At 61.6% G+C, this 23940-nt stretch carries 23 protein-coding genes; 18 read left to right on the top strand and 5 right to left on the bottom strand.

Features of this window, described 5'->3' with window-relative positions; translation table 11 throughout:
• The 3 genes from H7C18_RS10690 to H7C18_RS10700 all read left to right on the top strand — a co-directional run.
• Nucleotides 1–378, top strand: a 378-nt coding sequence (locus tag H7C18_RS10690) for a topoisomerase C-terminal repeat-containing protein (RefSeq protein ID WP_185129047.1), incomplete at its 5' end; no start/stop codon positions are given.
• An 84-nt stretch (nt 379–462) separates the two neighbouring features.
• Nucleotides 463–930, top strand: a complete 468-nt coding sequence (locus H7C18_RS10695; protein WP_185129048.1) for a UPF0158 family protein — start codon at nt 463–465, stop codon at nt 928–930.
• The gene (locus tag H7C18_RS10700; protein WP_185129049.1) at nt 923–1237 is read left to right on the top strand and encodes a hypothetical protein; all 315 of its coding nucleotides are present in this window, start codon (nt 923–925) and stop codon (nt 1235–1237) included. Before H7C18_RS10695 ends, H7C18_RS10700 begins: the two co-directional genes overlap by 8 nt.
• Before the next feature lie 339 nt (nt 1238–1576).
• Here H7C18_RS10700 and thrC read toward each other — a convergent pair whose 3' ends face one another.
• Nucleotides 1577–2968 carry a threonine synthase gene (thrC, locus tag H7C18_RS10705; protein WP_185129050.1) on the bottom strand — a complete coding sequence of 464 codons (1392 nt, stop codon included), beginning with the start codon at nt 2966–2968 and terminating at the stop codon, nt 1577–1579.
• A 125-nt stretch (nt 2969–3093) separates the two neighbouring features.
• Between thrC and H7C18_RS10710 the strand changes: the two genes are divergently transcribed.
• Entirely contained in the window at nt 3094–3453 is a 360-nt protein-coding gene (locus H7C18_RS10710) for a YidH family protein (protein WP_185129051.1), read from the top strand.
• A gap of 670 nt (nt 3454–4123) precedes the next feature.
• The gene (locus H7C18_RS10715; protein ID WP_185129052.1) at nt 4124–4864 is read left to right on the top strand and encodes a Bax inhibitor-1/YccA family protein; all 741 of its coding nucleotides are present in this window, start codon (nt 4124–4126) and stop codon (nt 4862–4864) included.
• Nucleotides 4865–4971: 107 nt separating this feature from the next.
• Here the strand turns inward: H7C18_RS10715 and H7C18_RS10720 are convergent, their stop codons facing one another.
• Together H7C18_RS10720 and H7C18_RS10725 are read right to left on the bottom strand one after the other, a co-directional pair.
• Nucleotides 4972–6633, bottom strand: a complete 1662-nt coding sequence (locus H7C18_RS10720; protein WP_185129053.1) for a DUF4179 domain-containing protein — start codon at nt 6631–6633, stop codon at nt 4972–4974.
• Nucleotides 6581–7144, bottom strand: a complete 564-nt coding sequence (locus H7C18_RS10725; RefSeq protein WP_185129054.1) for a sigma-70 family RNA polymerase sigma factor — start codon at nt 7142–7144, stop codon at nt 6581–6583. Before H7C18_RS10725 ends, H7C18_RS10720 begins: the two co-directional genes overlap by 53 nt.
• A 172-nt stretch (nt 7145–7316) precedes the next feature.
• Between H7C18_RS10725 and H7C18_RS10730 the strand changes: the two genes are divergently transcribed.
• From H7C18_RS10730 to H7C18_RS10740, 3 genes are read left to right on the top strand one after another with little or no spacing between them, the layout of a single operon-like run.
• A complete protein-coding gene (locus H7C18_RS10730) occupies nt 7317–7718 on the top strand; it encodes an RrF2 family transcriptional regulator (protein WP_185129055.1) in 402 nt (133 codons plus the stop codon).
• A gap of 54 nt (nt 7719–7772) precedes the next feature.
• A complete protein-coding gene (locus tag H7C18_RS10735; RefSeq protein ID WP_185129056.1) occupies nt 7773–8420 on the top strand; it encodes an MBL fold metallo-hydrolase in 648 nt (215 codons plus the stop codon).
• A 31-nt stretch (nt 8421–8451) separates the two neighbouring features.
• Nucleotides 8452–9582: an AbrB family transcriptional regulator gene (locus tag H7C18_RS10740; protein ID WP_185129057.1), complete on the top strand. Its 1131-nt coding sequence runs from the start codon at nt 8452–8454 to the stop codon at nt 9580–9582.
• Between the two features lie 57 nt (nt 9583–9639).
• Here the strand turns inward: H7C18_RS10740 and H7C18_RS10745 are convergent, their stop codons facing one another.
• Both H7C18_RS10745 and H7C18_RS10750 read right to left on the bottom strand, forming a co-directional pair.
• Nucleotides 9640–10482, bottom strand: coding sequence for an aldo/keto reductase (locus H7C18_RS10745; protein ID WP_185129058.1), 843 nt, complete (start codon nt 10480–10482; stop codon nt 9640–9642).
• A gap of 23 nt (nt 10483–10505) precedes the next feature.
• A complete protein-coding gene (locus H7C18_RS10750; RefSeq protein ID WP_185129059.1) occupies nt 10506–11720 on the bottom strand; it encodes an MFS transporter in 1215 nt (404 codons plus the stop codon).
• A 141-nt stretch (nt 11721–11861) separates the two neighbouring features.
• Here H7C18_RS10750 and H7C18_RS10755 point away from each other — a divergent pair, with 141 nt between their 5' ends.
• The 10 genes from H7C18_RS10755 to H7C18_RS10800 all read left to right on the top strand — a co-directional run bounded on the left by H7C18_RS10755 (nt 11862) and on the right by H7C18_RS10800 (nt 23927).
• Nucleotides 11862–12239, top strand: a complete 378-nt coding sequence (locus H7C18_RS10755; protein ID WP_185129060.1) for a winged helix-turn-helix transcriptional regulator — start codon at nt 11862–11864, stop codon at nt 12237–12239.
• 108 nt (nt 12240–12347) lie between these two features.
• Nucleotides 12348–12890, top strand: a complete 543-nt coding sequence (locus H7C18_RS10760) for a TetR/AcrR family transcriptional regulator (RefSeq protein ID WP_185129061.1) — start codon at nt 12348–12350, stop codon at nt 12888–12890.
• Nucleotides 12891–13131: 241 nt separating this feature from the next.
• Nucleotides 13132–14565 (top strand): MFS transporter, encoded by a 1434-nt coding sequence (locus H7C18_RS10765; protein ID WP_238357642.1) that lies wholly within the window; start codon nt 13132–13134, stop codon nt 14563–14565.
• Nucleotides 14566–14656: 91 nt separating this feature from the next.
• Nucleotides 14657–15814 carry a dual-specificity RNA methyltransferase RlmN gene (rlmN, locus tag H7C18_RS10770; protein ID WP_185129063.1) on the top strand — a complete coding sequence of 386 codons (1158 nt, stop codon included), beginning with the start codon at nt 14657–14659 and terminating at the stop codon, nt 15812–15814.
• An 853-nt stretch (nt 15815–16667) separates the two neighbouring features.
• Entirely contained in the window at nt 16668–18164 is a 1497-nt protein-coding gene (locus tag H7C18_RS10775; protein ID WP_185129064.1) for a PTS mannitol transporter subunit IIBC, read from the top strand.
• Between the two features lie 73 nt (nt 18165–18237).
• Nucleotides 18238–20352 carry a BglG family transcription antiterminator gene (locus H7C18_RS10780; RefSeq protein ID WP_185129065.1) on the top strand — a complete coding sequence of 705 codons (2115 nt, stop codon included), beginning with the start codon at nt 18238–18240 and terminating at the stop codon, nt 20350–20352.
• On the top strand, nt 20349–20783 hold the full coding sequence (locus tag H7C18_RS10785; protein ID WP_185129066.1) for a PTS mannitol transporter subunit IIA: 435 nt from the start codon (nt 20349–20351) through the stop codon (nt 20781–20783). Before H7C18_RS10780 ends, H7C18_RS10785 begins: the two co-directional genes overlap by 4 nt.
• The gene (locus H7C18_RS10790) at nt 20780–21943 is read left to right on the top strand and encodes a mannitol-1-phosphate 5-dehydrogenase (RefSeq protein ID WP_185129067.1); all 1164 of its coding nucleotides are present in this window, start codon (nt 20780–20782) and stop codon (nt 21941–21943) included. Before H7C18_RS10785 ends, H7C18_RS10790 begins: the two co-directional genes overlap by 4 nt.
• Nucleotides 21940–23670 carry a phosphoenolpyruvate--protein phosphotransferase gene (gene ptsP / locus H7C18_RS10795; protein WP_185129068.1) on the top strand — a complete coding sequence of 577 codons (1731 nt, stop codon included), beginning with the start codon at nt 21940–21942 and terminating at the stop codon, nt 23668–23670. Before H7C18_RS10790 ends, ptsP begins: the two co-directional genes overlap by 4 nt.
• On the top strand, nt 23667–23927 hold the full coding sequence (locus H7C18_RS10800; protein ID WP_185129069.1) for an HPr family phosphocarrier protein: 261 nt from the start codon (nt 23667–23669) through the stop codon (nt 23925–23927). The genes ptsP and H7C18_RS10800 overlap by 4 nt, the downstream gene beginning before the upstream one ends.
• The last annotated feature ends 13 nt before the right edge of the window (nt 23928–23940 follow it).

The following is a 23940-nucleotide window of genomic DNA, read 5'->3' on the forward strand; positions in this document are numbered from 1 at the left end:
CTCCCGCGTCGCGCGGGCCGGGGCCGCGGCGCGGCAAGCGGCGGCAGCGCGGGGGCGGGCGAAGCCGCCCGCGCGACGCGGGAGACGGCCGCTGCGGCGGCGCCGGCCGTCGTCGGGACGTGCCCGCGGCCGGGATGCGGCGGGCAGATCTTCATGGGGCGCAAGGGGTACGGCTGCAGCCACTACAAATCCGGATGCTCCTTCGTCATCTGGAAAGAAAGCCTGGGCCGCACGCTGAGCGACGCGATGGTGCGAAGCCTGATCGAGAAGGGCAGGACGTCCAAGCTCAAGTTCAAGAGCGCGTCCGGCGAATCCTACGACGCCCGTCTGCGGCTGGCCAACCCCGCTACCGGGGAGCTGGCGTTGGAGCGGGAATAGCGGCTTCGCTGGATGTTGAATATTGTTTCTATCATCGCCAATACGATGAGATGAGGAATATTTTCACAAGAAGGAATGAGAGAAATGGCCAAGCCGGTTAAGCTTGAGGATCTGATTGGCGGAATGGAAATCCAGTTCGACGAGCAAAGCAATTATTTAAACGTGGAAACGGGCGAAGTCGTTACCGTATCCCATGAGACTCTCCGGGCAGCGGAGGAAGACGAACCGTTCGATCACTTGCCGGATTGGATGCAAGAAGATATTAAAGTAGCGATTGACGTTCTGGAGAACTTCGAGAATTACAAATCGCTGCCGACGAAATTCGAGATTAACGAATATGAGATGATAGAAGATTTCAGTTACCAGCTTGCCAATGAAAGACACAGCAGCGTCCTTTTAGACGCGATTCGCGGAAGAGGAGCCTTCCGAAGGTTCAAAGACAAGGTGTATGATTTGGGAATAGAAAAGGACTGGTATGCTTTCCGGGATGAGCGGTATAGACAGATTGCCATTGATTGGTGTAACGATTTGGACCTGAAGTACGTTGAATGATACCCGATCCATCCCGGACGCGACGAGGTGCGGGGACATCTCCCCGGATTTGATCGACTGCTTCGTCGACTCCGTAACGGTTGAGATCCTGCAATACGATCCGCAAGGCCAAGGATTCGCCCATCCCGCATATCGGGAGGCCGGCACGAAGGAATTGGTGACCAAGGACGGCACATTTTCCGGATCGGTCGGCGTCGGCGGGGCAGGCTATTATTTGATCAAGATCGATAGTCCGAAGAACATCCCGTATCCAGGCGATGGACCGGGCGCGACGGAATGGGCCGAGTTCGTCGTGGAAGTAAAGTAACGTACCGGGCACGGTGACGCAATAAGCGCAAAAAAGACGCTTCCCGCCGCGAGTCATGCGGTTCGGCAGCGTCTTTTCTTACTTTCAGGAAGCAAATCCTGCAAAAGTGCAGGCTTTCCGAGCATTTCGGCGGACGATCGCCCCAAAGCCTGCAAAAGTGCAGGAATTTCCCCTGTAAACTTACCCGACAGGCCGTTGCGACTCGAAAAACCTGCACAATTGCAGGTTTAAGCTCTCGTTCGCGAGCAAGGAAGGCATAAAACTGCATTTTTGCAGTTTTAACGCACAATCGGCCGGCATGTATCGTCGCCACCCGAATCGATGCGGCCTCACTCACCCTCAGAAGAACTTCAGAAGCTCCGCCTTCACGGCTTCGTTCGTGCCCGGGACGCGCGTCTGGAACTGCGGCTTGTCGAACAGGGCCTGGATCTGCGGCGGGAACGTCTGCTCGATGTGGATAAGCTCGATCGCCTCGTTGAACTTGGCCGGGTGGGCGGTCGCGAGTACGATCGTCGTCTCGCCCTGCGCCGTATGCTTGGCCGAAGCCGTCGCGCCGCACGCGGTATGCGGATCAAGAAGGTAGCCGTACTCGTCGTGGTACTCGCCGATCGTGGCGAGGCATTCGTCGTTCTGGACGCCGTAGGCGGCGAAGTCGCTTTGCACTTGCGCAAGCTTCTCGGCCGGAATCCCGATCCGCCCGTCCTTCTTGAAGCTGTCCATCAGCGAGCAGACGGCCTCGCTGTCTTCCCCGTACAGGTAATACAGGTAGCGCTCGAAGTTGCTCGCCACCTGAATGTCCATGGACGGGCTGTACGTCATATGGAATTCGCCCGGCTGGTAGACGCCCTCGCTTACGAACCGCTCCAGAATATTGTTCTCGTTCGTCGCCAGAATGAGCTTGCCGACCGGCAGTCCCATCCGCTTGGCGAGATAGCCGGCGAAGATATCGCCGAAGTTGCCGGTCGGGACGCTGAAGTTGACTCCGCCCGCCGCCCGGACCTTCTCGTCCAACCGGAAATAAGCGTAGAAATAGTAGACGATCTGGGCCAGCACGCGCGCGACGTTGATCGAATTGATCGCCCGCAGGTGGTATTCCTGCTTGAACGCGACGTCGGCGAACAGATCCTTGATGATGCGCTGGCAATCGTCGAAGTTGCCGTCGACGGACAGATTGAGCACGTTGGCGTCGTTCACCGTCGTCATCTGCAGCTCCTGCACTTTGCTCACCTTGCCGTGCGGATGCAGAATGCAGATGCGGATGCCTTCCTTGCCGCGCACGCCCTCGATCGCCGATGCGCCCGTATCGCCCGACGTGGCTCCGAGAATATGGATGATGGAGTTTTTTTGGCGAGAAATATAAGAGTACAGGTTGCCCAGGAATTGAAGCGCGATATCCTTGAACGCGAACGTCGGGCCGTGGAACAGCTCCAGCACGTACGTGCCGTCATTCACCTTGCGGACCGGCGTTACGTCCTTGTCGCGGAAGGCGGCGTAGCTGTCGTCCACGAGCTGCTTCAGGTCCTCGCGCGGAATTTCCCCGTCCGTGTAGAGCGAGAACAGCTCCAGCGCCAGCTCCGGATAGGAGAGCTTGCTCCACTGCGCCAGCGTATCGGCCGGAACCTGCGGGATCCGCTTCGGAACGAGCAGGCCGCCGTCGTCGCCAAGTCCCATCAGGACGGCGTCGATGAAGCCGACCGCCCCTACTTTGCCCCGTGTGCTGATGTAATCCATAACAGTCCCCTTGTGCATGCGAATTTTCAACCATTGTATCAAAAAACAGGCCCGATTTCGAACCCGTTTTTTGGATACGGATCGCGCGGGAATGGGCAACTTAACTCTGCCTGGGAGGGATCGCCATGCCATCGTCCGACGAATCGAAATACGCGCAGCAGCATCTGGCCAACGAACGGACGTTTCTCGCCTGGATCCGGACGAGCCTGGCCATCGTCGGACTCGGGTTCGTGGCCGCCGGAATCGTCTTCCGCTCGACGCCCAAGGAGCATGCGGGACACGCGCTGTCCGCCGTCGCCGGCATCGGAGCGGTGCTGTTCGGAGGAGCGCTAGCCGTCAGCGCCGCCCGGAATTATTTCGACAAGCGCAAAGGTATCAACGACGGCTCGTTTCGCTCCTCGACCCGGCTTGTCCTGGTGCTGGTCGTCTGCCTGGTGCTGATCGATCTGCTGGCACTCTTGCTGGCGCTGCTGCTCTACGTTTGAGAGGATTCGGAGCGAGGGTAAAAAGATCGCCGGACTCGAACGTCTCGATGAGCCGATCCAGCCAGGAATAGTAGCGGATCGCTCCGTCCATCTTCGCGACATCCGCCTGCAGCTGCTCCTGCAGGTTTCCGTCATCCGGATATCGGGCGGAGAGCTGCGCCGGCTCCGACTTCGATTTGCGCAGCGCGCTCAGGTTGATCTCCAGCGCCTTGCGCCATTTGAGAGGTCCGAACCCGCACTGTTGGGAGCGGCCTTCTCGTTGCGGCCCGAGCGATTACCCGTAACGAAACGATACGATCTTATGGGACGAAAAAGAGAGAGTTCGGCGTTCTAAACGAATCGTAGAAGACTTATTTGCTCATTTCGCTCGAAGAACGGGCGTCATATGCTCGAATAAGGTTTACCCGTTTCGTTACGTATGATCGAGCCTCAATTTTGCCGGGATAGCGTCTCTGGGTTTCGTTAGCGTTCGCGCTCGCTGAAGGATGGAACGATGCCGAGCGCTCCGCCCGAATTCCGAAATACCGGAACGAGCTTCGTCGGCTAACGTACTTTTGACGGATCAGAATGATATTCCTTTGCCGCGAAGAAAAGAAGGAAGCATCTGGGAGGACAAAAAGGGATATGCTACAATGAAGGACAACTATATTTCAACGGAGGGGATCGACTCTTGATAGGGCGCAGCGGCAACCCGACTTTGAACGAGAAGACGTTCGAGCGAACGGGAGGGTATTCGGGCGCGTCCCGGATGACGATCGACGGCACGGTGAACAAGACGTTCATTATGCTGGCTCTGCTTCTGGGCGGCGCGTTCGTGACGTGGTCGCAGTATTTCGACGGAAATAATGTCGGGGGCTATGCGATCGGCGGGGCGATCATCGGGTTCATCCTGGCCATGATCGTCAGCTTCAGGCCGACGACGGCTCCGTATCTGGTGCCGATATACGCGGTGATGGAAGGGGTGTTCCTCGGCGCGTTGTCCGCCGTCTACGAAGACCGGACGCACGGCGTTACGCTGCTGGCGGCGGCGCTGACGATGGGCGTGTTCGTCATGATGCTGCTGGCGTACAAGTTCCGCATCATTCAGGCGACAAGGAAGTTCCGGATCGGCATCTTCGCGGCGACGGCCGGCATCATGCTGGTCTACCTCGTCAGCCTCGTTCTCGGCCTGTTCGGCGTGACGGTTCCGTTCCTGTACGACAGCAGCTTGCTCGGCATCGGCATCTCGCTCGTGATCGTCGCCGTCGCGGCGCTCAATCTCGTGCTCGACTTCGATTTTATCGAAGAAGGGGCCAACCAGGGCGCACCTAAGTATATGGAATGGTACGGGGCGTTCGGCTTGATGGTGACGCTCGTCTGGCTGTACGTCGAAATGCTTCGTCTGGTCGCCAAGATCTCGAGCCGGGACTGACGGCCGATCGGACACAGAGAGCCGCCCTGGCGAGGGCGGCTTTTCCGTTATGGGAGCGCATAATCGGTGCCCGATCCGTGCGTCGCAATCCGCGGGCGCACCGGCTTTTATTTGGCCGGGAGAGCCGGCAAATCGATACGCAGCTCCTTGTCGGGATCGTCCGTCGAATAGAAGTAAATGTAGATATCTGCCTCCGTACCGGCGAAATCCTTATACATATCGATGGCCCGGTTGTTGCCGTCTCCGGAGAAGTTGGCCGTCACCGGTCTGCCGGGCTGGCTTTGCTTGCCATTCATCATATACGTCTGATTGACGCCGCCGAAGCGCGGATCGTCGCTGCCGCTTTCGATATAAAGATTTCCGTTTTCCTTGTAGTACGTCCAGTTGACCGAATATCCGCCCAGTCGGGTGGTGATTGTCTTCTTCCCGCTGCCGATCCCGGCCAGATGGATCGGATTTTTGTCTAGACGCTCCGTCACCTCGTATTTCATATCGAGCGCAATAGGGGTCTGCTCCGACAGAACGAGACCGGGCTGCCGCTCGAACCGGAGCGTAAAGCCGTTGAAGTCGCCCGGTTCACTGCTCGGATAGCCTCCTTTAAGCCGCGTCCCGTTCACATCCAAATAAATTTGCTTAAAGCTTAGCTCCTTGTATTTCTCGTGAGTACCCGTAATGCGAATCTGGGTGGGCGTTATGGTCATCTCCTTCAGCTCGATCGGCCCGGCCGCCGTTTCCACGGTTTGATCGATCGGGCGCGTAATGGTGCCGTCCAGCATCCGCTCCTTGTCGAGCTGCAGGTCGAAGCTCCAGCTTCCGTCGATCTCGGCGGATTTCCTCGTATAGTTCAGCTTATAGGTAACGCCTGCAGTTCCCAGATCGGCTGTGTGAAAATATTGCAGCCCGGTATATTCGCCCTGTGCGCCCGGTTTGCCGAATGCGCCGGTTGCCGCTTCCTTGACTTGCGTCTCGCCGTCGTATACGCCGATGCTGGGGTAAGACCAGCTTTGCGCCGCCTTGTCGCTGAAAAATACCGACGTGGACAGCAGCGTCCTGTCCCCTTGCGCGAAGGGCAGCACGACAAGCCGGTCGATTCCGTCCTGACCGATCTCGATCGTCTGCTTCCTGTTATTCTCCGAATCGATGGAAATCTCGCGCTGCGCCGCGGCGAAGATTTGCAGGTTCTCGGCAGAGAGATGCACATCGGCCAGCAGGCTGTCCGGCGTCCAGTCCGTAGAGAATTCTCCCTGCCATATTTTACTGTCCGGATTCCAGGTGAGGGACACATCCCCCTCGATCGCGTTGCCCTTGCCGTCCGACAGCTTCATGCCGGAAAATCGCGGGTAGCTTGCCGGATCGGCATGAGGCAGGTTCAGACTGAACAGCAGCACCGTCCGGTTATCGTCGACAACGGCTGTGTCGAGAGTAAGCTTTGCGCCGCCGAAGGAGACCGTTTTTCCGATCTGCTGCCCGAGTCCCTGCTCCAACGCCGAGCGGACACCGGAATGATGAGTAAAATAACTCCATTTGTCCGATAACGCCGCGAAAGCCGGAGTAGCCGCCAGCAGCACCGCCGCCGTCGCCAGCACCGCCGTCCGGGATACCCGTCTCCGGGCCGAAGCGGGCGCCGGAAGCTCCGAAGTTATCTCGGAAGCATCGGAACGGCGCTGCTCGATCCGCTCCCACATCGCGTCGAAATCCGGCTCGTTCAGCGGTGCTTCATCGTTTAGATATCGAGTAAAGATTCGCTCTATCCGATCCGTTTGTTTCATATTCGCCGCTCCTTTCCGTTTCTGCGTCGCCGCTTTGCCATTCCTTTCTCATCAGCTTGCGGCATTTGTTCAGCCGCGATTTGACCGTTCCTACGGGAACGTCCAGAATGTCCGCAATTTCTGTCAAGCTGTATTCGTTTATGTAGCGAAGCGCCGCCGCCGCCCGAAGCTTGGCCGGCAGCCGCTGCAGCAGCCGCAGCACGTCCCGGGCCGATTCCTGCTCCATCGCAACGGTCTCGGCCGCCTTCTCCGCCGTATGCACGCTAAGAAGCTGGAGCCTGATCTCCCTGCGCTTTCGCCGTCCGCTTAGCTTGATATAATTCAGACAGCGGTTCACCGTCACCCGAATGATCCAGGTCCGCAGAAATTCCACCCGACGCCAGTCATGCCGGAAGACGGAGACAAATACGTCCTGACATACATCCTCCGCATCCGCCGCGTGATGAAGCATAAAATAGCAGGTCCGATACACTTCTTTCCGGTACGTTTCAAAAAGCTCCCGCTCCTGCACGCTTTCTCCCCCCTTTCGACCCGGCCTACTTAATGAACAACGCTTTCAGACAAAAGGTTCACTTCTAGGTATCGGCGCCAATGGGTCGTAAATGGAGAAAGCCGCTTGCAGGCTTGGATTAAATGTGCTAGAATTTGCACATTAAATAAACGAAAGGTGAGCGGTCGACCTTATGGCTCAACTGAGGCGTTTCGGATTCGGATTGCAGGCGCTGATCGCGCTGGCTTCGCGCCCGGATCAATGGTCGAGCGCGGAGCTGGCCGACCAGATCCGCTGCGAACCGACGGCGCTTCGCAAGATTTTGTCGCAGCTGGCCGACGCGGGGCTGGTGGAAGCGAGGCAGGGACGGTCCGGGGGGTACAAGCTGGTCAAGCGTCCCGAAGAGATTACGCTGGTCGAAGTGTACCGTTCGGTGCACGAAGCGGAACCCGGCTGGGACGGGATCGCCGACACGGCGGGCGACGGGTGGCTCGGGGAGAAAGTTCGCGAATCGTTCGGACGGATTATGGCGGATATCAACGTCCAGGTCGTTCGGGTGCTGGGCACCTATACGATCGCCGATTTGCTGAAATAAATTTTTTTGCGCTAAATTGTGCGCGAATATGCACAGAATAAGGAGATGGGGTTCATGCGAATCCGCTGGTTCGGGCAATCGGCTTTTCTTCTCACTTCTCGGGACGGCACCCGGCTCGCGATCGATCCGTGCGGCAAGTTCCTCGGCTACCGGATGCCGGCGGTGGAGGCCGATATCGTGGCGGTCACCCACGATCACCGGGATCATAACCGGCTCGATGCGATCTCGGGCCGTTACAAGCTCGCCAACCGGCCGGAAACTTACGCCTGCGGCGGCTTCGAGCTGCGGGGCGTCCGAACGTACCATGATAAGGCGAACGGGGCCAAAAGAGGCGAGAACATCGTGTTCGTCATTCGCGCGGACGGCCTGACCGTCGCCCACTGCGGCGATCTGGGCCATTTGCTTACGGCCGAACAAGCGGAAGCGATCGGTCCGGTCGACGTGCTCATCGTACCGGTCGGCGGCAGGATGACGCTGAACGGAGCGGAGGCGGCCGAAGTGGCGAAGCAATTGCAGGCGACCGTGCTGATTCCGATGCATTACCGCACCAAGGCGCTGGGCCTCCTCGGCAAGTTTATTTTCGAGAAAGTCGATCGGTTCGTCGAGGCGGTTGGGCGCGGCTTCCGCAAAGAGAAGGAGTTGGAGCTCACCCCGGATCGGCTTCAAGCATTCGCGGGCGTCGTCGAGCTATCTTATGAGTAAATAACGAATACGGAAAGAAGAGAACGCGAAAATGAACAAGCAACGACCGTCGGCGCCCGTGAAGATCGTCCGCTACTTGATCACCTTGGTCACGGCGCTGATCGGAGGCGGGGCGTTTACGCTGCTGAACCTGCCGATCCCCTGGCTGCTCGGCCCGATGATCGCCGTGCTGATCGGCTCCAACCTGCGGCGGGAATGGTACGCTTGGCCGGGTGCGGCGCGGAACGGCGCCATGATCGTCGTCGGCTATACGATCGGCCTCTCGCTTACGGCGGAGGCGCTGCGGGAGATGGCGGGCCAGCTGCCGACGATGCTGCTGATGACCGTACTGCTGCTGCTGTTTTGCGCGGGGATGGCTTATGCGGTATCCAAGCTGTCCGGCGGCGATTTCTTGACCGCGCTGATGGGCAGCGTTCCCGGCGGGCTTACGCAGGTGCTCATCCTCGCCGAGGAGACGCCGGGCGTCAATCTGACGCTGGTGACGGTTACGCAAGTCATTCGGCTCATGATGATCATCATCTGCGTGCCCCTGCTCATCTTCAGCCCGCTGCTCGGGCTGGAGCACGACAGCGCGGCGGCCGCTTCCGCGGCGGCGGCTCAAGCGGCTTCCTCGGCTTCGGCGGACTGGGCCGCCCTGTTCCCGAACATTCTGGCGTTCGCGCCGATCTGCGTCGCCTGCGCCATCGGCGGGAGCCGCATCCGTTTCCCGACCGCGTACCTGCTCGGCCCCGCGTTCGCGACGGCCATCGTGCAGCTGGCCGGCCTTCATGGCCCGGCGCTGCCTTCGTCCCTGACCGCCGCCGCCCAGTTCGCGATCGGCAGCTACGTCGGCCTGCTGCTTCGGCCCGGCGCTCTGCCGCGGAAGATCCGCTCGATCTCGCTCGCGCTCGCGAGCGGGGCGGCGCTGGTCCTCGGCGCGCTCGGTCTCGGCTGGCTGCTGACGCGCCTGCACGGGGTGTCGATGGCGACGGCGCTGCTTAGCCTGGCGCCCGGCGGGATGGACCAGATGGGCATCATCGCCCACGAGGTCCATGCGGATCTGTCGATGGTGGCGGGATATCAGCTGTTCCGCACGTTTTTTATCTTTTTCCTCGTGCCGCCGCTGCTTCGGTCCGTCATTCGGCGAGCGACCCGGCCAAAGGCCGCAGGCGAGAAAATATAAACGAAGAAGCCCGCCGTTCCCCGATGGGAGGAACGGCGGGCATTTTTACGGGCTGTATTAGAAATCGAAGCGATCCGGATCCGGCCCAACGCGCAAGTTGCGGTTCAGACCGTCGATGCGCGCCATGTCCTCCGGGCTCAATTCGAAATCGAACACGGATGCGTTCTCGACCATTCGATGTTCCTTCGTAGACTTCGGGATGGTGACGACGCCATGCTGGAGATCCCAGCGGAGGATCGTCTGCGCGACGGACTTGCCGTGGCGGGCCGCAATCTCGAGGAGGACCGGGTCATCCAACAGCCGGCCCTGCATAAGCGGGGACCAGGCTTCGAGCTGGATGCCCTGCTCCTTGGCGTAACGGCGCAGGTCCTCCTGAGTCAGGCGAGGGTGGAATTCGACCTGGTTGACCATCGGCCTGATCTTGGCATCGGCCAGCAGGTCCTCGAGATGATGAATCTGGAAGTTGCTCACCCCGATCGCCCGGACCCGGCCTTCCCGGTACAGCGTCTCGAGCGCCCGCCAAGTCTCCTTGTACTTCCCTTGGACCGGCCAATGGATAAGGTACAGATCGACATAGTCGAGCCCGAGCTTATTCAGGCTCGTCTCGAATGCGGCCAGCGCGGAGTCGTAGCCTTGGTCGGCGTTCCACACCTTCGTGGTCACGAACAGCTGCTCCCGCGCAACCAGCCCTTGCCCGACGGCCCCGTGGATGCCTTGGCCGACGCTTTGTTCATTCCCGTAGACGGCCGCCGTGTCGATGCTGCGGTAGCCGTTGCGGATCGCGGCTTTCACCGCCGAGGCGAGCGCGGGACCGTCCTCTACTTGAAACACGCCGAGTCCGAACACGGGCATGCGAACGTCGTTAGACAGGGTAACCGCATCTTGCAGATGTTGAATCATAGCGTAACTCTCCTTTTTGTTTTTTATCCATGAACCCGATCGGACGAGACGGCGGCGCGGCTCTCCCTCCGCTCCAGCGCGAGTCCCCAAGCGGTCAGCAGGACCGCGGCGAACACCATCAGCGCCCCGACCCACGTCGTATGGATCAGACCCATCGAATCATTGACCACGCCGCCCAGGTAAGCGCCCAGGGCGATGCCGGCATTGAAGGCGGCGATGTTCACGGCGGAAGCGACGTCTTTCGCCTGCGGAGCGAGCCTTTCCGCGAGCATGACGACATACAGCTGCAGGCCCGGCACGTTCATGAAGGCGAACAAGCCCATGCCGAAAACGGTGAGAAGTCCCGCGGCCTTATAGGGAGCCGTGAAGCCGAGCGCCAGCAGAACGACCGCCTGAATGAGGAAGATGTAGAACAGGGCGGTCAGCGGCTTGCGGTTGCCGACTTTGCCGCCGACGACGTTCCCGATGGCGATGGCGACTCCGTAGACGAGAAGGAGAAGCGCGACCGTTCGTTCCCCGAAGCCTGTAATTTCATGAAGAAGCGGGGATAAATAGGTAAAGACGACGAAGGTTCCGCCGTAGCCTAGCGCAGTAATGGAGAAGGCGAGCAGCAGCCGGCCGTTCGTCACGAGCTTAAGCTGGTCGCCCAGGCGAATGCGGGCCCCGGTCCCCAGGTTCGAGGACACGAGCGTCAAGTTCGCGGCGAAGGCGGCGATGCCTACCGCGACGATGGCGATGAAGGCCGCCCGCCAGCCGAGCTGCTGCCCGATCCAGGTGCCGAGCGGGACGCCGGTCACGGTCGCCACGGTCAGGCCGGAGAACATGATCGAGATGGCGCTCGCCCGGCGGTGCTCCGGTACCAGGCTGGCGGCGATGGTGGAACCGATCGACATGAAGACGCCGTGAGCCAGCGCCGAGATAACCCGTGCGACGAGCAGTACGGCGATGCCGGACGCGGCCGCCGCGAGAGAGTTGCCGGCGATGAAGACGAGCATGATCGCGAGCAGCAGCTTTTTGCGGGAGAACCGCGAGGTCAGGGAAGTCAGAACGGGAGCGCCGAAGGTCACTCCCAGCGCGTATAAGGTCACGGTAAGTCCCGATGCGGTGATGGAGATGCCAAAATCGTCGGCGATCAGCGGAAGCAGCCCTACGCTGATGAATTCGGTCGTTCCTATGGCAAAGGCGCTGATGGCCAAGGCGAGCAGCGCCATCGTCGCTCTTCGATTGTCGTTCGTCATGATTCCTCCTCCTAAGCGTTGTTGTGTCATCCGGCCGGCAACGGCTATTATGGAGGATAAGGAAGAGAATGAATAGTACGTACTTTACGGTGCTATACGTACTTTTAAGTGCCTATCGACTCGGGAAGGAGATCGAATGCCATGACAAGCGAGACGAAAACGAAGAAGAAATACAATATCGCGGTCGAAGCGACCCTGGAAGTGATCGGGGGCAAATGGAAGTGCGTCATTCTGTGCCACCTGACCTACGGGAAAAAGCGGACGAGCGACTTGAAGCGCCTCATGCCGAGCATCACGCAGAAGATGCTGACCCAGCAGCTTCGGGAACTGGAGGATGACGGAATCGTGAACCGGATCTCGTACAACCAGGTTCCGCCGAAGGTCGAATACGAGCTGAGCGAGTACGGCTGGAGCCTGAAGTCGATTCTGGATTCCCTGTGCGCATGGGGAGAGACGCATATCATCAAAGAATACGGCAACAAGTTCGACGTGCTGGAGGACAGCATTCTGAATCGCTGAGCTTGTCCGTGCCGGCTGCTCTTCGATGAGGCGGCGCCGAAAATAGAGGTTGACATGGCCGATCAAATGAATTAATTTATTGGTAAATAAATAAAACGAGGTACGATGATGGCCAGACACAAAGATCTCGACCTCGGCTCCCTCAATCGCAAGGATCAGATCTTGGACGCCGCGGCAACGTTGTTCGCCAATAACGGCTTCTATAAGACAACGACGGCGATGGTGGCTGCCGAAGTCGGCGTTACCCAGCCGTATGTGTTTCATTTTTTCAAAACCAAAGAAGAACTGTACCTGGCGGTGCTGGAGCGGGCGGTCGGCCGGCTGATCGAGGCGTTCCGGGCGGTCGAGGCTCCTCCCGAGAAGCTTATCGAACGGATGGGGAAGGCGTTCAACGTGCTGATGGAGACGCACCGCGACGAGATTCTGCTATGCATGCATTCCTTCGCGACTCCGGAGCCGGACGTTCGGACGTATGTGCGCGGGAAGTTCGAGACCATTCACGGATTCGTCTCCAGGCGGTTCGAGAGCGCCGGCATACCGAATCCCGATCTGCAAGCAACCTTGTTTATCGGCTGCGGAATGGTCATCTCCATGGGAGAAGTGCTGGAACTGCCGCAGCTGAAAATGCTGGATCCGGACGAGCGCGACTGACGGCGCGGGGACTGCAACAGGGCCGCTTGGGAGGCCCGAGGCGCCGCCTCGTCGAAGTCGGAAGCGAGCGGGCGGGCGGTCTATCTGCCGGAACCCGGTTTCGATTGGCGGCAGAAGGCCCGGCTTGCCGGGTTCGCCGCCTAAGGGCGTTTTTGCATCAAGGAGTCCGCGGGAAGAACAAATTTTTTTTGCTGATCTATTTATTTATCTATAAATAATATATTAGGAGAGTGTTGTGAAAATGGTAACCGCAGGCTACCGGGTTCGATTGATGGTCATTACCTGTATCGCGCTGTTCATGGCGATGCTGGACAATTTGGTGGTCGGGGTGGCGCTTCCATCCATTCAGGCTTCCTTCCATGCCGGCATGGCCGAGTTGCAATGGTTCCTGAACGCGTACACGCTGGCTTTCGCCGCGCTGCTCATTCCGTTCAGCGCGCTCGGCGAGCGGTTTGGCCGCAAGCGCGTCTTCCTGTCCGGCGTCGCGATGTTCACGCTGGGGTCGCTCGCGGCGGCGCTCAGCGACAGCTCGATGCAGCTGATTCTGGCCCGCGCGCTGCAAGGAATAGGCGCTGCGGCTATCATGCCGATCAGCCTGACGCTGGTGAATACCGCATTCCCTCCCGAGAAGCGGGCGGCGGCCATCGGTATCTGGTCCGGCATCTCCGGGCTGGGCCTCTCGATCGGCCCGCTCGTCGGCGGCGCGATCATCGAAGGCGCCCCCTGGCAATGGATCTTCTGGATCAACGTCCCCATCGGCTTGATCGCAGTGCTCCTCGGTATGCGCTGGCTCAAAGAATCGAAGGGGGAACGCAAGCCGATCGATCCGTTCGGTATTCTGCTGCTCTGCGCCGGCTTGTTCGGGCTCGTCTTCGGCTTGGAACGCGGCAACGATTACGGGTGGGGTACGTTCGGCGTATGGGGTTCGATGGCCGGCGGCGCTGTTCTGCTTCTTGCTTTTTATGCCTGGGAACGCAGCCGAAAGCAGCCTTTCGTGCAATTCTCGCTTTTCCGCAGCGGGAACTACAGCGCGTATCTGTCGGCCGGCTTCTGGTTGAACGCCGGCATCTTCGGGGCCATCTTCCTGCTGACGCTGTTCCTGCAGCAAGCCCAAGGCTACTCCGCCCTCGGCGCCGGCCTCCGGGAGATGGTCTGGACCGCCTGCACGATGATCTGCGCGCCGCTCGCGGGTCTCTTGATCGGCCGCTTCGGCTCCAAGCGAATCTTGCTGCTCGGCATGTTTTTGCAGATCGCCGCACTGCTCGGCTTAGCCGTTGTCATCCAGAACCAAGGCGCGAGCTTCCCGTTCGGCTACATGGTGCCGATGATGATGGCGGCCGGAGCCGGCATGGGCTTCAGCTTCACTCCGCTCTCCCACGGGTTGCTCAGCTCGATACCGGAGGAGTCGGCAGGCGAGGCGAGCGGACTGAGCAACACGGCCCGCGAGCTGGGCGGCGCGTTCGGCGTCGCGATCGGAGGGCTGGTCTTCGCCCGCGGCGGCGCCGTCGCTACCCCGGACGACTTCGGAGATCATCTGGTGCCTTCGCTCTTCGTCTTGACCGCCATGTTGGCCGTCGGCTTCCTGGCCGTTGCTTTCATGGTGCGGAGCAGCCGGAGGCGGGCCGTAAGATCGAGCGGGTCGGACGCTGCCGCCGGGATCAAGCAGCCGGGCTGACGAATAGACGGTTCTTGTGTATTTCCCTCAACTCTGGGACAATAAAGAGACATGAGTACCGGAGCACGGGGAAAAGAGGGCGAGCGCGAGCATGAACAAGGAATCGGTGTACGGACGGAAGCTGGAGGATCTGGCCGCCTGGCTGGCGGAGCGCGGGCATAAGAAGTCCCGAACGCTGAAAGTGTGGGATTATCTGTACCGCAATCGGACGGCGGACTTCCAGGAGATGACGGACGCCCATCCGGAGGCGGTCCGGCTGCTGGCGGAGCAATATACGACGACGACGATGACCGAGCATACGCGGCAGGAGTCGTCGGACGGGACCGTCAAATTTCTGTTCCGGCTGGCCGACGGCAATCTGATCGAGACCGTGCTGATGCGGCATCCGTTCGGCCTGTCCGTCTGCGTGACGACGCAGGTCGGCTGCAACATCGGCTGCAGCTTCTGCGCCAGCGGCCTGCTCGCCAAGAGCCGCGACCTGAGCGCCGGGGAGATCGTGGAGCAGGTCATGCAGGTGCAGTTCTATCTGGACCGGGCGGGCCAGGGAGAGCGAGTCACGCATATCGTCGTGATGGGCATCGGCGAGCCGTTCGACAATTACGCGAACGTAATGGATTTCCTGCGCGTCGTGCTCGATCCGAAAGGGCTGGCCATCGGTCCTCGGCACATTACGGTGTCGACGAGCGGCCTCGCGGGCAAGATCCGGGAGTTCGCGGACAGCGGGCTGAACGTCAACCTGGCCGTGTCGCTGCACGCGCCGAACGATGAACTGCGAACGAGGGTCATGAAGATCAACAAAGCGATTCCGATCGCCCAGGTGATGGACGCGATGGACTACTTCCTGGAGCGGACGAACCGGCGGATCACGGTGGAGTATATTCTCCTGAGGGACGTCAACGATCGGTTGGAGCACGCGCGCGAGCTGGCCGAGTTGATCGGCCGAATGAAGCGCCCGATGGTCAACGTGAATCTGATCCCGTACAATCCGGTGGATGAGCACAGCCAGTACCAGCGCAGCGAGCCGGAGACGGTCCGCGCGTTTTTCGACGCGCTGAAGAAGAGCGGCATCCGCTGCAGCACTCGCGTGGAGCACGGGGCGGACATCGACGCGGCGTGCGGGCAGCTGCGGAGCAAGCAGATCTCCGGCGGCGGCCGGCGAACGAGTGACGGCCCGGCGTCGGGCGGGCGGCATGGCGAGCTCAGTGATGCGGATCAGTGCCGAAGATCGGCGCGGCAAGCGAACGAGTGACGGCCGCCGGCGATGACCGGCGCGGCGAGCGGAATGACGCCCGGCGTCGGGCGAGCGGCATAGCGAGGTCAGCGCCGATGATCGGCGCGGCCGGCGAACGAGTGACGGCTGCCGGCGATGACCGGCGCGGCGGGCAGAGTGACGCCCGGCGTCGGGCGAGCGGCATAGCGAGCTGAACGATGCCGGTCAGCGCCGATGACCGGCGCGGCAAGCGCGAGTAAGTTGGGATGCATCCCTCACGGAGGGGTGCGTTTTTAATTCCCGCTCTAACGAAACGAGGGAGCGCTATTGGGCATAAAACGCAGCTTTTCTAAGGCTAACGAATCTCAGCGACGCTATACCGCCCATTCCGAACGGTTCCGGCACGAAATAGGGGAAATAAGATCTGCTGGTTTCGTTAGAGAAAATAAGCAGGATCGTACGACGATTTAGCGTCTCTAGGTTTCGTTAGCGGTCGAGATGGCCGAGATGGCCGAGATGGACGAGAGCAAGCTTGCCGAATCCCGGCCCGCCCGTGCGGGATCGGTAAATATCCCCAACAGTTATACACAACTTGTGGATGACTTGTGTATAAGTGTGGGGATATCCGTGCGCAAAGGTGCCGATCCGGCGGCTATCCTCCTCTTCGCGGGCGGGCACTTGCGGCAAATCGTACGCGATTCGGACCTGGATCCGGCGACGCGGTCCATCGCCTTCGCTCCGCTCGTCCGCTGCCTACCGTACATTCTGTCAACAGCTTTCCTGACGAAAGCTGTTTTTCCTTTGATTGAACCTGGAAGCGCTTACGGATTATGATGAATTCACAAACAAATCCTAATCTCTATTGGAGAAACGATAGAAGGAGGCTATTCACATGAGTCAAGCGGTTCAACCGCAAAGCGTTCTGGCTTCCTCCGAGACGGCGCCGGAAGGCGGGGCGAAAGTCGCGGTACAGAAGTTCGGACGGTTCCTCAGCGGCATGGTGCTGCCGAACATCGGGGCGTTCATCGCCTGGGGGCTGATCACCGCCTTGTTTATCCCGACCGGATGGATTCCGAACGAGAGCTTGGCGAAGCTGGTCGATCCGATGATCAAGTACCTGCTGCCGCTGCTGATCGGCTATACCGGCGGGAAAATGGTCCACGACACCCGGGGCGGCGTTATCGGAGCGGTCGCGACGATGGGCGTCGTGATCGGCACCGACATCCCGATGTTCCTCGGCGCAATGATCATGGGTCCGCTCTCGGCCTGGATCCTGAAGCAGTTCGACCGTTCGATCGACGGCAAGATCCGCTCCGGCTTCGAGATGCTGGTCAACAACTTCTCGTCGGGCATCATCGGCGGCCTGCTCGCGATCGGCGCCTACGCAGGCGTAGGCCCGGTCGTCGAGGCGTTCAGCAAACTGCTGGCGAACGGCGTGGAGTTTCTCGTCAACCATCATCTGATTCCGCTCGCGAACATTCTGATCGAGCCCGGCAAGGTGCTGTTCCTGAACAACGCGATCAACCACGGGGTGCTGAGCCCGATCGCGCTGGAGCAGTCGACGGCAACCGGCAAGTCGCTGCTGTTCATGCTGGAGTCGAACCCCGGTCCCGGCCTCGGCATCCTGCTCGCCTATTGGATGTTCGGGCGCGGGATGGTGAAGCAATCGGCTCCCGGCGCGGTCATCATTCACTTTTTCGGCGGGATTCACGAGATTTACTTCCCATACATTCTGATGAACCCGCGGCTCATCCTGGCCGTCATCTGCGGCGGCGTGGCCGGAACGGCGACCTTCTCCGCCACCGGCGCGGGCCTTGTCGCGACACCGTCCCCGGGCAGCATCTTCGCCTACTTCGCGATGACGCCCAAGGGCGGGTACCTGCCGATGCTGAGCGGCGTGGTCGTGGCGGCGGTCGTCTCCTTCCTGCTGGCGTCCCTGCTGCTGAAGACGAGCCGCAAGACGGATGAAGGAGATCTGGAAGCGGCCACCGAAAAGATGAAGCAGATGAAGGCGCAGTCCAAGGGGCAGGCTCCCGCCGCGGCTGCCGCGACCGCCGTCGCTTCGGCACCGGCAAGCACGGCCGCGAAGACGAAGGCGGAAGTGAGCAAGATCGTATTCGCCTGCGACGCCGGCATGGGGTCCAGCGCAATGGGCGCTTCCATCCTGCGGAAGAAGCTGAACAAGGCCCAGGCGAACGTGAAAGTAACGAACACGGCCATCGGCGATATTCCGGCGGACGCCGACATCGTCGTCACCCACCGGTCGCTGACCGACCGCGCCCGTTTAAAAGTACCCGGGGCGGAGCATATTTCCATAGACGACTTCCTGAAGGCGGCGGAGTACGACGAGCTCGTCGAGCGCCTGGGGAATGCGAATCCGGAATCATGAGCTGCGGCGCGGCGCTGACGATTAGTCGTCGGCGTCTCGTCCGTTTCTCGGAGGAGGGGGGATAGATCCGAACATGATCGTCTCCAACAGGCAGCGACGCTTGCTGGAATTGCTGCTTCGGCGGCAGGAGGAAGTGACGGCCGGGGAGATGGCGGAGGAGCTTCGGATCAGCGCCCGCACGGTTCACCGGGACATGCAGGAGCTGGAGCCGATGCTCGCCGCGAACGGCTTGTCGCTGGTACGCAAATCGGGCATCGGCATCTCGCTTCAGGGAGGCGAAGAGGAGCTCGCCCGATTCAAGGAACAGCTCGGCGCTTCGGTCAGCGCCACTTATTCGCCCGACGAGCGCAAGGCGCTGATCTTGTGCCGGCTGCTGCGGGAAGAGGAGCCCGTCAAGCTGTTCGCGCTGGCCCACATGCTCCACGCGGCGATCCCGACGGTGACCCGCGATCTGGACGAATTGGAGCCTCAGCTGAACCGGCAGGGGCTGGAATTGGTCCGGCGCCGCGGCTATGGCGTCGAGCTTGCCGGCGGCGAGGAGAACAAGCGCGGCTTGATCGCGGCGCTCGCGCACCTTTACCTGGACGACTCCGAGCTGTTCGGGGCTTCTTCGGACGACGCGAGGACGGGGCCGGTCGCCAAAGAGCTGCTTCGGATGGTCGGCAAGGACGTTTTTCACGCGGTCGAGCAGCTGTTATGGAAGCTGGAGGAGGCTTGGCCGCGAAGGCTGTCGGAGACGGCGTATACCCGTCTGCTCGTTCGCTTGTCCGTGGCGCTGACGCGGCAGAGGCAGCAGCGCTTCATCGAAGGCGGCGCCTCGGCGGGAGCTTCATCGCCCGCCCTGGACCGCTTCCTCGAAGCGTTCGGCCCGGATTGGCCGGAGGCGGAGCGAGACTACGTCCAGCGGCTGCTGGACGAAGCGAAGGCAGAGGCCGAGTCCGGCGGCGGCGCCGCGCTGCTCAGCCGGTACGGGCCCGCGGTCGCGGAATCGGCCGCGAAGCTGATCCGGGCGGTGGCGAAGCGGTGGGACGTTCCGTTCGACCGGGACCGCTCGCTGCTCGACGGCTTGATCCGGCACCTGGGCCCCGCGCTGGAGCGGCTTCGCGCTCTCGAGACGATCCGCAATCCGCTGCTGCCCCAGATCAAGAAAGACTACGGAGCGCTGTTCGAAGCGGTCCGCGCCGGAGCGGGGGAAGCGCTCGTGCCTTATCGCGTTCCGGAGGAAGAGATCGGCTATCTGACGATGCATTTCGGCGCGGCCGCGGAGCGGTGGCGGCTGTTCCCGCGGACGGTGCGGGCGATGCTCGTCTGCACGAGCGGGATCGGCTCCTCGAAGCTGCTCGCGGTGCGGATCCACAAAGAATTCCCGCAGGTGGACCTGATCGGGCATTATTCGTGGTACGAGGCCGCGCGGATTTCTCCGGACCGCTACGATCTGATCGTCTCGACGGTCGATCTGCCGATGCAGCCGGACCGCTACGTCAAGCTCAGTCCGTTGCTCACCCGTGAAGAGACGGAGCGGCTGCGCGAAGCGATCTGGCGAGCCGCTACCGCTCCTGACGCCCATGCGTCTTCCGCTCGAGCCGACGCCACTCCTCCGGCTGCGAGGAAGCAGGAGGAAGGGGCGGTTCACGCGGGAGAGCACAAGGAGAAAGACCCGCTGCAGCGGCTGAAAAGGGTTCACGCCTACACGGCGGAGATGTTGCAGCTGCTCGACCGGTTCGTGGCGTATCCCCTCGATCTGGGGAAGCGCGGCCGGGATCTGGAAGCGGTCCTGTCGGCCATGCTGGACCGGGTGGCGCTTCAGGGCGGGGTGCAGAATCCGGAAGCGATCGTCCGGCGGCTGATCGAACGGGAGCACAGCGGGTCCCAGCTCATCGCCGGCACGCCGGCGGCGCTGTTCCATACGCGGAGCGAATGGGTGCCGAAGCCGCTCCTGGCGCTGTTCCGGCTGGCGACGCCGCTGCCGCTCGGCTCGGGAGAGGCGCGGCAGATTCTGCTGATGCTGGCGCCGCCGGAGCTGAACCGCCCGGCGCTGGAAGTGCTGAGCGAGATCAGCGCCATGCTGCTCCAGCCGGAGATGATCCGGCTGCTGCAGGAAGGCGGCGCGGAGGAGATCAAGTCGTTTATCTCGCAGGAGTTGGAAGAGTTCATGAGACAACAAGAGGAATGGGGAGAACCGACATGAGCATTTTATCCAAAGAAAAAGTCGTCCTGAACGCGAAAGCGCAAGATCGATTCGAAGCGATCCTGATGGCCGGCCGGCTGCTGGTCGATGCGGGTCACGTGCCCGCCGAATACGTCGAGAAGATGATCGAGCGGGAGCAGGTGTCGTCCACCTATATCGGCGGAGGGCTGGCGATGCCGCACGGCACGAACGACGCCAAGCCGCTCATTCGTTCCACCGGCATGTCCGTGCTTATTTTTCCGGAGGGCGTCGACTTCGGCGGGGAAAAGGCGAACCTGGTCATCGGCCTCGCGGCGGTGGGAGAGGAGCATCTCGACATTCTGTCCAACGTGGCGGTACTCGTATCCGAGGAGGACGACATGCAGCGCATTCTGCAATCGTCCACGGAGGAAGAGCTGATCGCCATTTTCGAAGAGGGGATGGGCGAATGAAGGCCGTTCATTTCGGCGCGGGCAACATCGGGCTCGGCTTTATCGGCCTGCTGCTGTCCCGTTCCGGCTATGAAGTCCGGTTCGTCGACATCGACGCGGAGCGTGTCGCGCTGCTGAACGAGCGCGGGGCGTACCGGGTAACACTGGCGGACGAGAAGGCGGAGACGACGGTCGTGAGCGGCGTCTCGGCGATCGACGGCAAGGACGCGGAGAGCGTCGCGCGGGCGGTCGCGGAAGCCGATCTGGTGACGACGGCGGTCGGGCCGAACGTCCTGCGGTTCATTGCGGAGAACATTGCGAGAGGGATCGAGCTGCGCTTGGCCGATGAAAAAGCGGGTCCGCTGGTCGTCATCGCCTGCGAGAACGCGATCGGGGCGAGCACGGACCTCAAAAAGCACGTCTACGGCTTCCTCTCCCCGGACGCGCGGGCCCGGGCGGGCGAAGCGGCCTTCTTCCCGGATGCCGCGGTGGACCGGATCGTGCCGCTTCAGCAGCATGACGACAAGCTGCAGGTGACGGTCGAGCCTTTCTACGAGTGGGTCGTCGACCGCTCGGCGCTGCCGGAAGGCTTCCCGGAGCTCGAAGGCGTCCATTACGTCGACCGCCTCGAGCCTTATATCGAGCGGAAGCTGTTTACCGTCAACACGGGTCATTGCTGCGCCGCCTACCACGGGTATCGGAAAGGGTACGCGACGATCCAGGAGGCGATGCGGGACGAGGAAGTCGCGGCCAAGGTTCGCGGGGCGATGAACGAGACGGGGGCGGTACTGACGCGGCTGCACGGCTTCGACGAGACCGAGCACGGGAGCTACATCGACAAGATCGTCGAGCGGTTCCGCAATCCGCATCTCACCGACGAGGTCGTGCGCGTCGGCCGCTCGCCGCTGCGCAAGCTGGCGCCGAACGACCGGCTCGTTCGCCCCGCCCGCCTGGCCTATGAGCTGGGCCTGGAGACGGCTCAGTTGATGGACGCGATCGCGGCGGCTCTGCGGTTCGATTACGCAGGGGACGCGGAGGCGGTCGAGCTTCAGATGTCCATTCGCGGCCAAGGGCTGAGCAAGACGCTGGTTCGCTATACGGGGCTTCCGGCGGACCATCCGCTTCACGCCGCGATCCTGGCGGCATATGGGGCGTCGGCGCAAGGAGGGGTTGCGCGATGACGAAGCAGCTCGCGGGAATCGCCGCTTCGCCGGGCATTGCCATCGCCCGGGCGGTCGTCTTGAATGCGGAGGAATATGTGCCGGTTCGGACCACGGTAGCACAGCCGGAGCGGGAAACGGCGCGGCTGCAGGCGGCGATCGGGCAAGCCCGCGCGGAGATCGAACGGATCCGGGCGGCGACGGAAGAGAAGCTGGGCGCGGAGAAAGCGGCGATCTTCGAAGGGCATCTGCTCATTCTCGAGGATCCCGATCTGATCGAGACGGCCGAGAGCCGGATTCGCGAGGAGGCGGTGAACGCCGAGTACGCGCTGTACGAGACGGCGCAGACATTCGTCGAAGCGCTGCTGGCGCTGGACGACGAGACGCTGCGCGAGCGCGCGGCGGACGTGCGCGACATCTGCGGCCGAATCGTCGGCATTCTGCGCGGCGCGCCGAAGCGCGATTTGTCGCTTCTCTCCGACGAGTGCATCGTCGTGGCCGGCGACCTGGCGCCGTCCGATACGGCGGGGCTCAACCTGGAAGCCGTTCGGGGCTTCGTGACCGAAGTCGGCAGCCGTACGTCGCACTCGGCGATCATGGCGCGATCGCTGGACATCCCCGCGATCGTGGGCGCGGGCCCGGGCATTCGCGACATTCCGGACGGAGCGCTTGTGGCGATGGACGCGGTCGAAGGCCTGCTGCTCATCGATCCGAGCCCGGAGGAGTTGGCCGCCTACGCCGACAAGAAAGAGAAGTATGAGCGGCGGCGGGATGAGCTCAGGGCGTGGGCGAGCCGGCCCACGGCGTCGGCCGACGGGCGGCGCGTCGAGATCGCGGCCAATATCGGCCAGTTGGAGGACGTGCAGAAGGCGCTCGACAACGGAGCGGAAGCGATCGGGCTGTTCCGCACGGAGTTCCTCTACATGGGCCGTGATCGGCTGCCGACGGAGGAAGAGCAGTTCCGGAGCTACAAGTACGTATTGGAGAAAATGGCCGGGAAACCGGTCGTTATCCGAACGCTGGACGTCGGCGGGGATAAGGAGCTGCCTTATCTGGGGCTGCCTCGGGAAAGCAATCCGTTCCTCGGCCGGCGGGCGCTTCGCTTCTGCCTGTCGCGGCCGGACGTGTTCCGTCCCCAGCTTCGCGCGCTGCTGAGGGCAAGCCGGTTCGGGAACCTGAAAATCATGTTCCCGATGGTCGCCGTGCTGGAGGAGCTGGTCGAAGCCAAGCGGTTGCTCGAAGAAGAGAAGCAAGCGCTCGTCTCCTCCGGAGTGGAAGTGGCGGACCGCATCGAAGTCGGCATCATGATCGAGATTCCCTCGGCAGCCGTATCGGCGGACTTGTTCGCGGAGGAAGCGGACTTTTTCAGCATCGGGACAAACGATCTCATTCAATATACGATGGCCGCCGACCGGATGAACGAGACGGTGTCCTATCTGTATCAGCCGTACCACCCGTCCGTGCTGCGCCTGATCCGGCACGTCATCGACGCGGCGCACGCGGCGGGCAAGTGGGTCGGCGTCTGCGGCGAGATGGCGGGCGACCTGACGGCGGTTCCGCTGCTGCTCGGGCTCGGCCTGGACGAATTCAGCATGAGCGCGGGCTCGGTTCTGCCGGCCCGGGAGCGCATCGGCTCGCTGTCGCATCGCGACTGGCAGACGCTGTCCAAGCAGGCGCTGACGCTTAGCGGCAGCGAGGAAGTACAGAGCTTCGTGCAGGCTCGGATGGAAGGGAGGCAAGACGCATGATCGCGCAATCGTTCACGGTCGCGAACCCGGCCGGTTTTCACGTCCGTCCGATCAAGAGCTTCGTTCAGGCCGCGGGGGAGTTCCCCTGCAAGGTGAGCGTGAGCTGCAAGGGCAAGACGGTAAACGGCAAAAGCTCGCTGAGCATGCTCACGCTGGGCATCGCCGCCCAGGATGAAGTAACGCTGGAGATCGACGGGGAGCGGGAAGAGGAAGCGATGAAGACGCTGGGCGAGCTGCTCGTCCGGATTCATGAATAACGATGGAGGGTGA

It is taken from the genome of Cohnella zeiphila (assembly GCF_014212055.1).
GTDB classification, from domain to species: Bacteria; Bacillota; Bacilli; order Paenibacillales; family Paenibacillaceae; genus Cohnella; species Cohnella zeiphila.

Coding starts and splice junctions, on each gene's coding strand:
- H7C18_RS10695 (WP_185129048.1), top strand. CDS start 463: ATGGCCAAGCCGGTTAAGCTTGAGGATCTGATTGGCGGAATGGAAATC.
- thrC (WP_185129050.1), bottom strand. CDS start 2,968: ATGGATTACATCAGCACACGGGGCAAAGTAGGGGCGGTCGGCTTCATC.
- H7C18_RS10710 (WP_185129051.1), top strand. CDS start 3,094: ATGCCATCGTCCGACGAATCGAAATACGCGCAGCAGCATCTGGCCAAC.
- H7C18_RS10720 (WP_185129053.1), bottom strand. CDS start 6,633: ATGAAACAAACGGATCGGATAGAGCGAATCTTTACTCGATATCTAAAC.
- H7C18_RS10730 (WP_185129055.1), top strand. CDS start 7,317: ATGGCTCAACTGAGGCGTTTCGGATTCGGATTGCAGGCGCTGATCGCG.
- H7C18_RS10735 (WP_185129056.1), top strand. CDS start 7,773: ATGCGAATCCGCTGGTTCGGGCAATCGGCTTTTCTTCTCACTTCTCGG.
- H7C18_RS10740 (WP_185129057.1), top strand. CDS start 8,452: ATGAACAAGCAACGACCGTCGGCGCCCGTGAAGATCGTCCGCTACTTG.
- H7C18_RS10745 (WP_185129058.1), bottom strand. CDS start 10,482: ATGATTCAACATCTGCAAGATGCGGTTACCCTGTCTAACGACGTTCGC.
- H7C18_RS10750 (WP_185129059.1), bottom strand. CDS start 11,720: ATGACGAACGACAATCGAAGAGCGACGATGGCGCTGCTCGCCTTGGCC.
- H7C18_RS10755 (WP_185129060.1), top strand. CDS start 11,862: ATGACAAGCGAGACGAAAACGAAGAAGAAATACAATATCGCGGTCGAA.
- H7C18_RS10760 (WP_185129061.1), top strand. CDS start 12,348: ATGGCCAGACACAAAGATCTCGACCTCGGCTCCCTCAATCGCAAGGAT.
- H7C18_RS10765 (WP_238357642.1), top strand. CDS start 13,132: ATGGTAACCGCAGGCTACCGGGTTCGATTGATGGTCATTACCTGTATC.
- rlmN (WP_185129063.1), top strand. CDS start 14,657: ATGAACAAGGAATCGGTGTACGGACGGAAGCTGGAGGATCTGGCCGCC.
- H7C18_RS10775 (WP_185129064.1), top strand. CDS start 16,668: ATGAGTCAAGCGGTTCAACCGCAAAGCGTTCTGGCTTCCTCCGAGACG.
- H7C18_RS10780 (WP_185129065.1), top strand. CDS start 18,238: ATGATCGTCTCCAACAGGCAGCGACGCTTGCTGGAATTGCTGCTTCGG.
- H7C18_RS10785 (WP_185129066.1), top strand. CDS start 20,349: ATGAGCATTTTATCCAAAGAAAAAGTCGTCCTGAACGCGAAAGCGCAA.
- H7C18_RS10790 (WP_185129067.1), top strand. CDS start 20,780: ATGAAGGCCGTTCATTTCGGCGCGGGCAACATCGGGCTCGGCTTTATC.
- ptsP (WP_185129068.1), top strand. CDS start 21,940: ATGACGAAGCAGCTCGCGGGAATCGCCGCTTCGCCGGGCATTGCCATC.
- H7C18_RS10800 (WP_185129069.1), top strand. CDS start 23,667: ATGATCGCGCAATCGTTCACGGTCGCGAACCCGGCCGGTTTTCACGTC.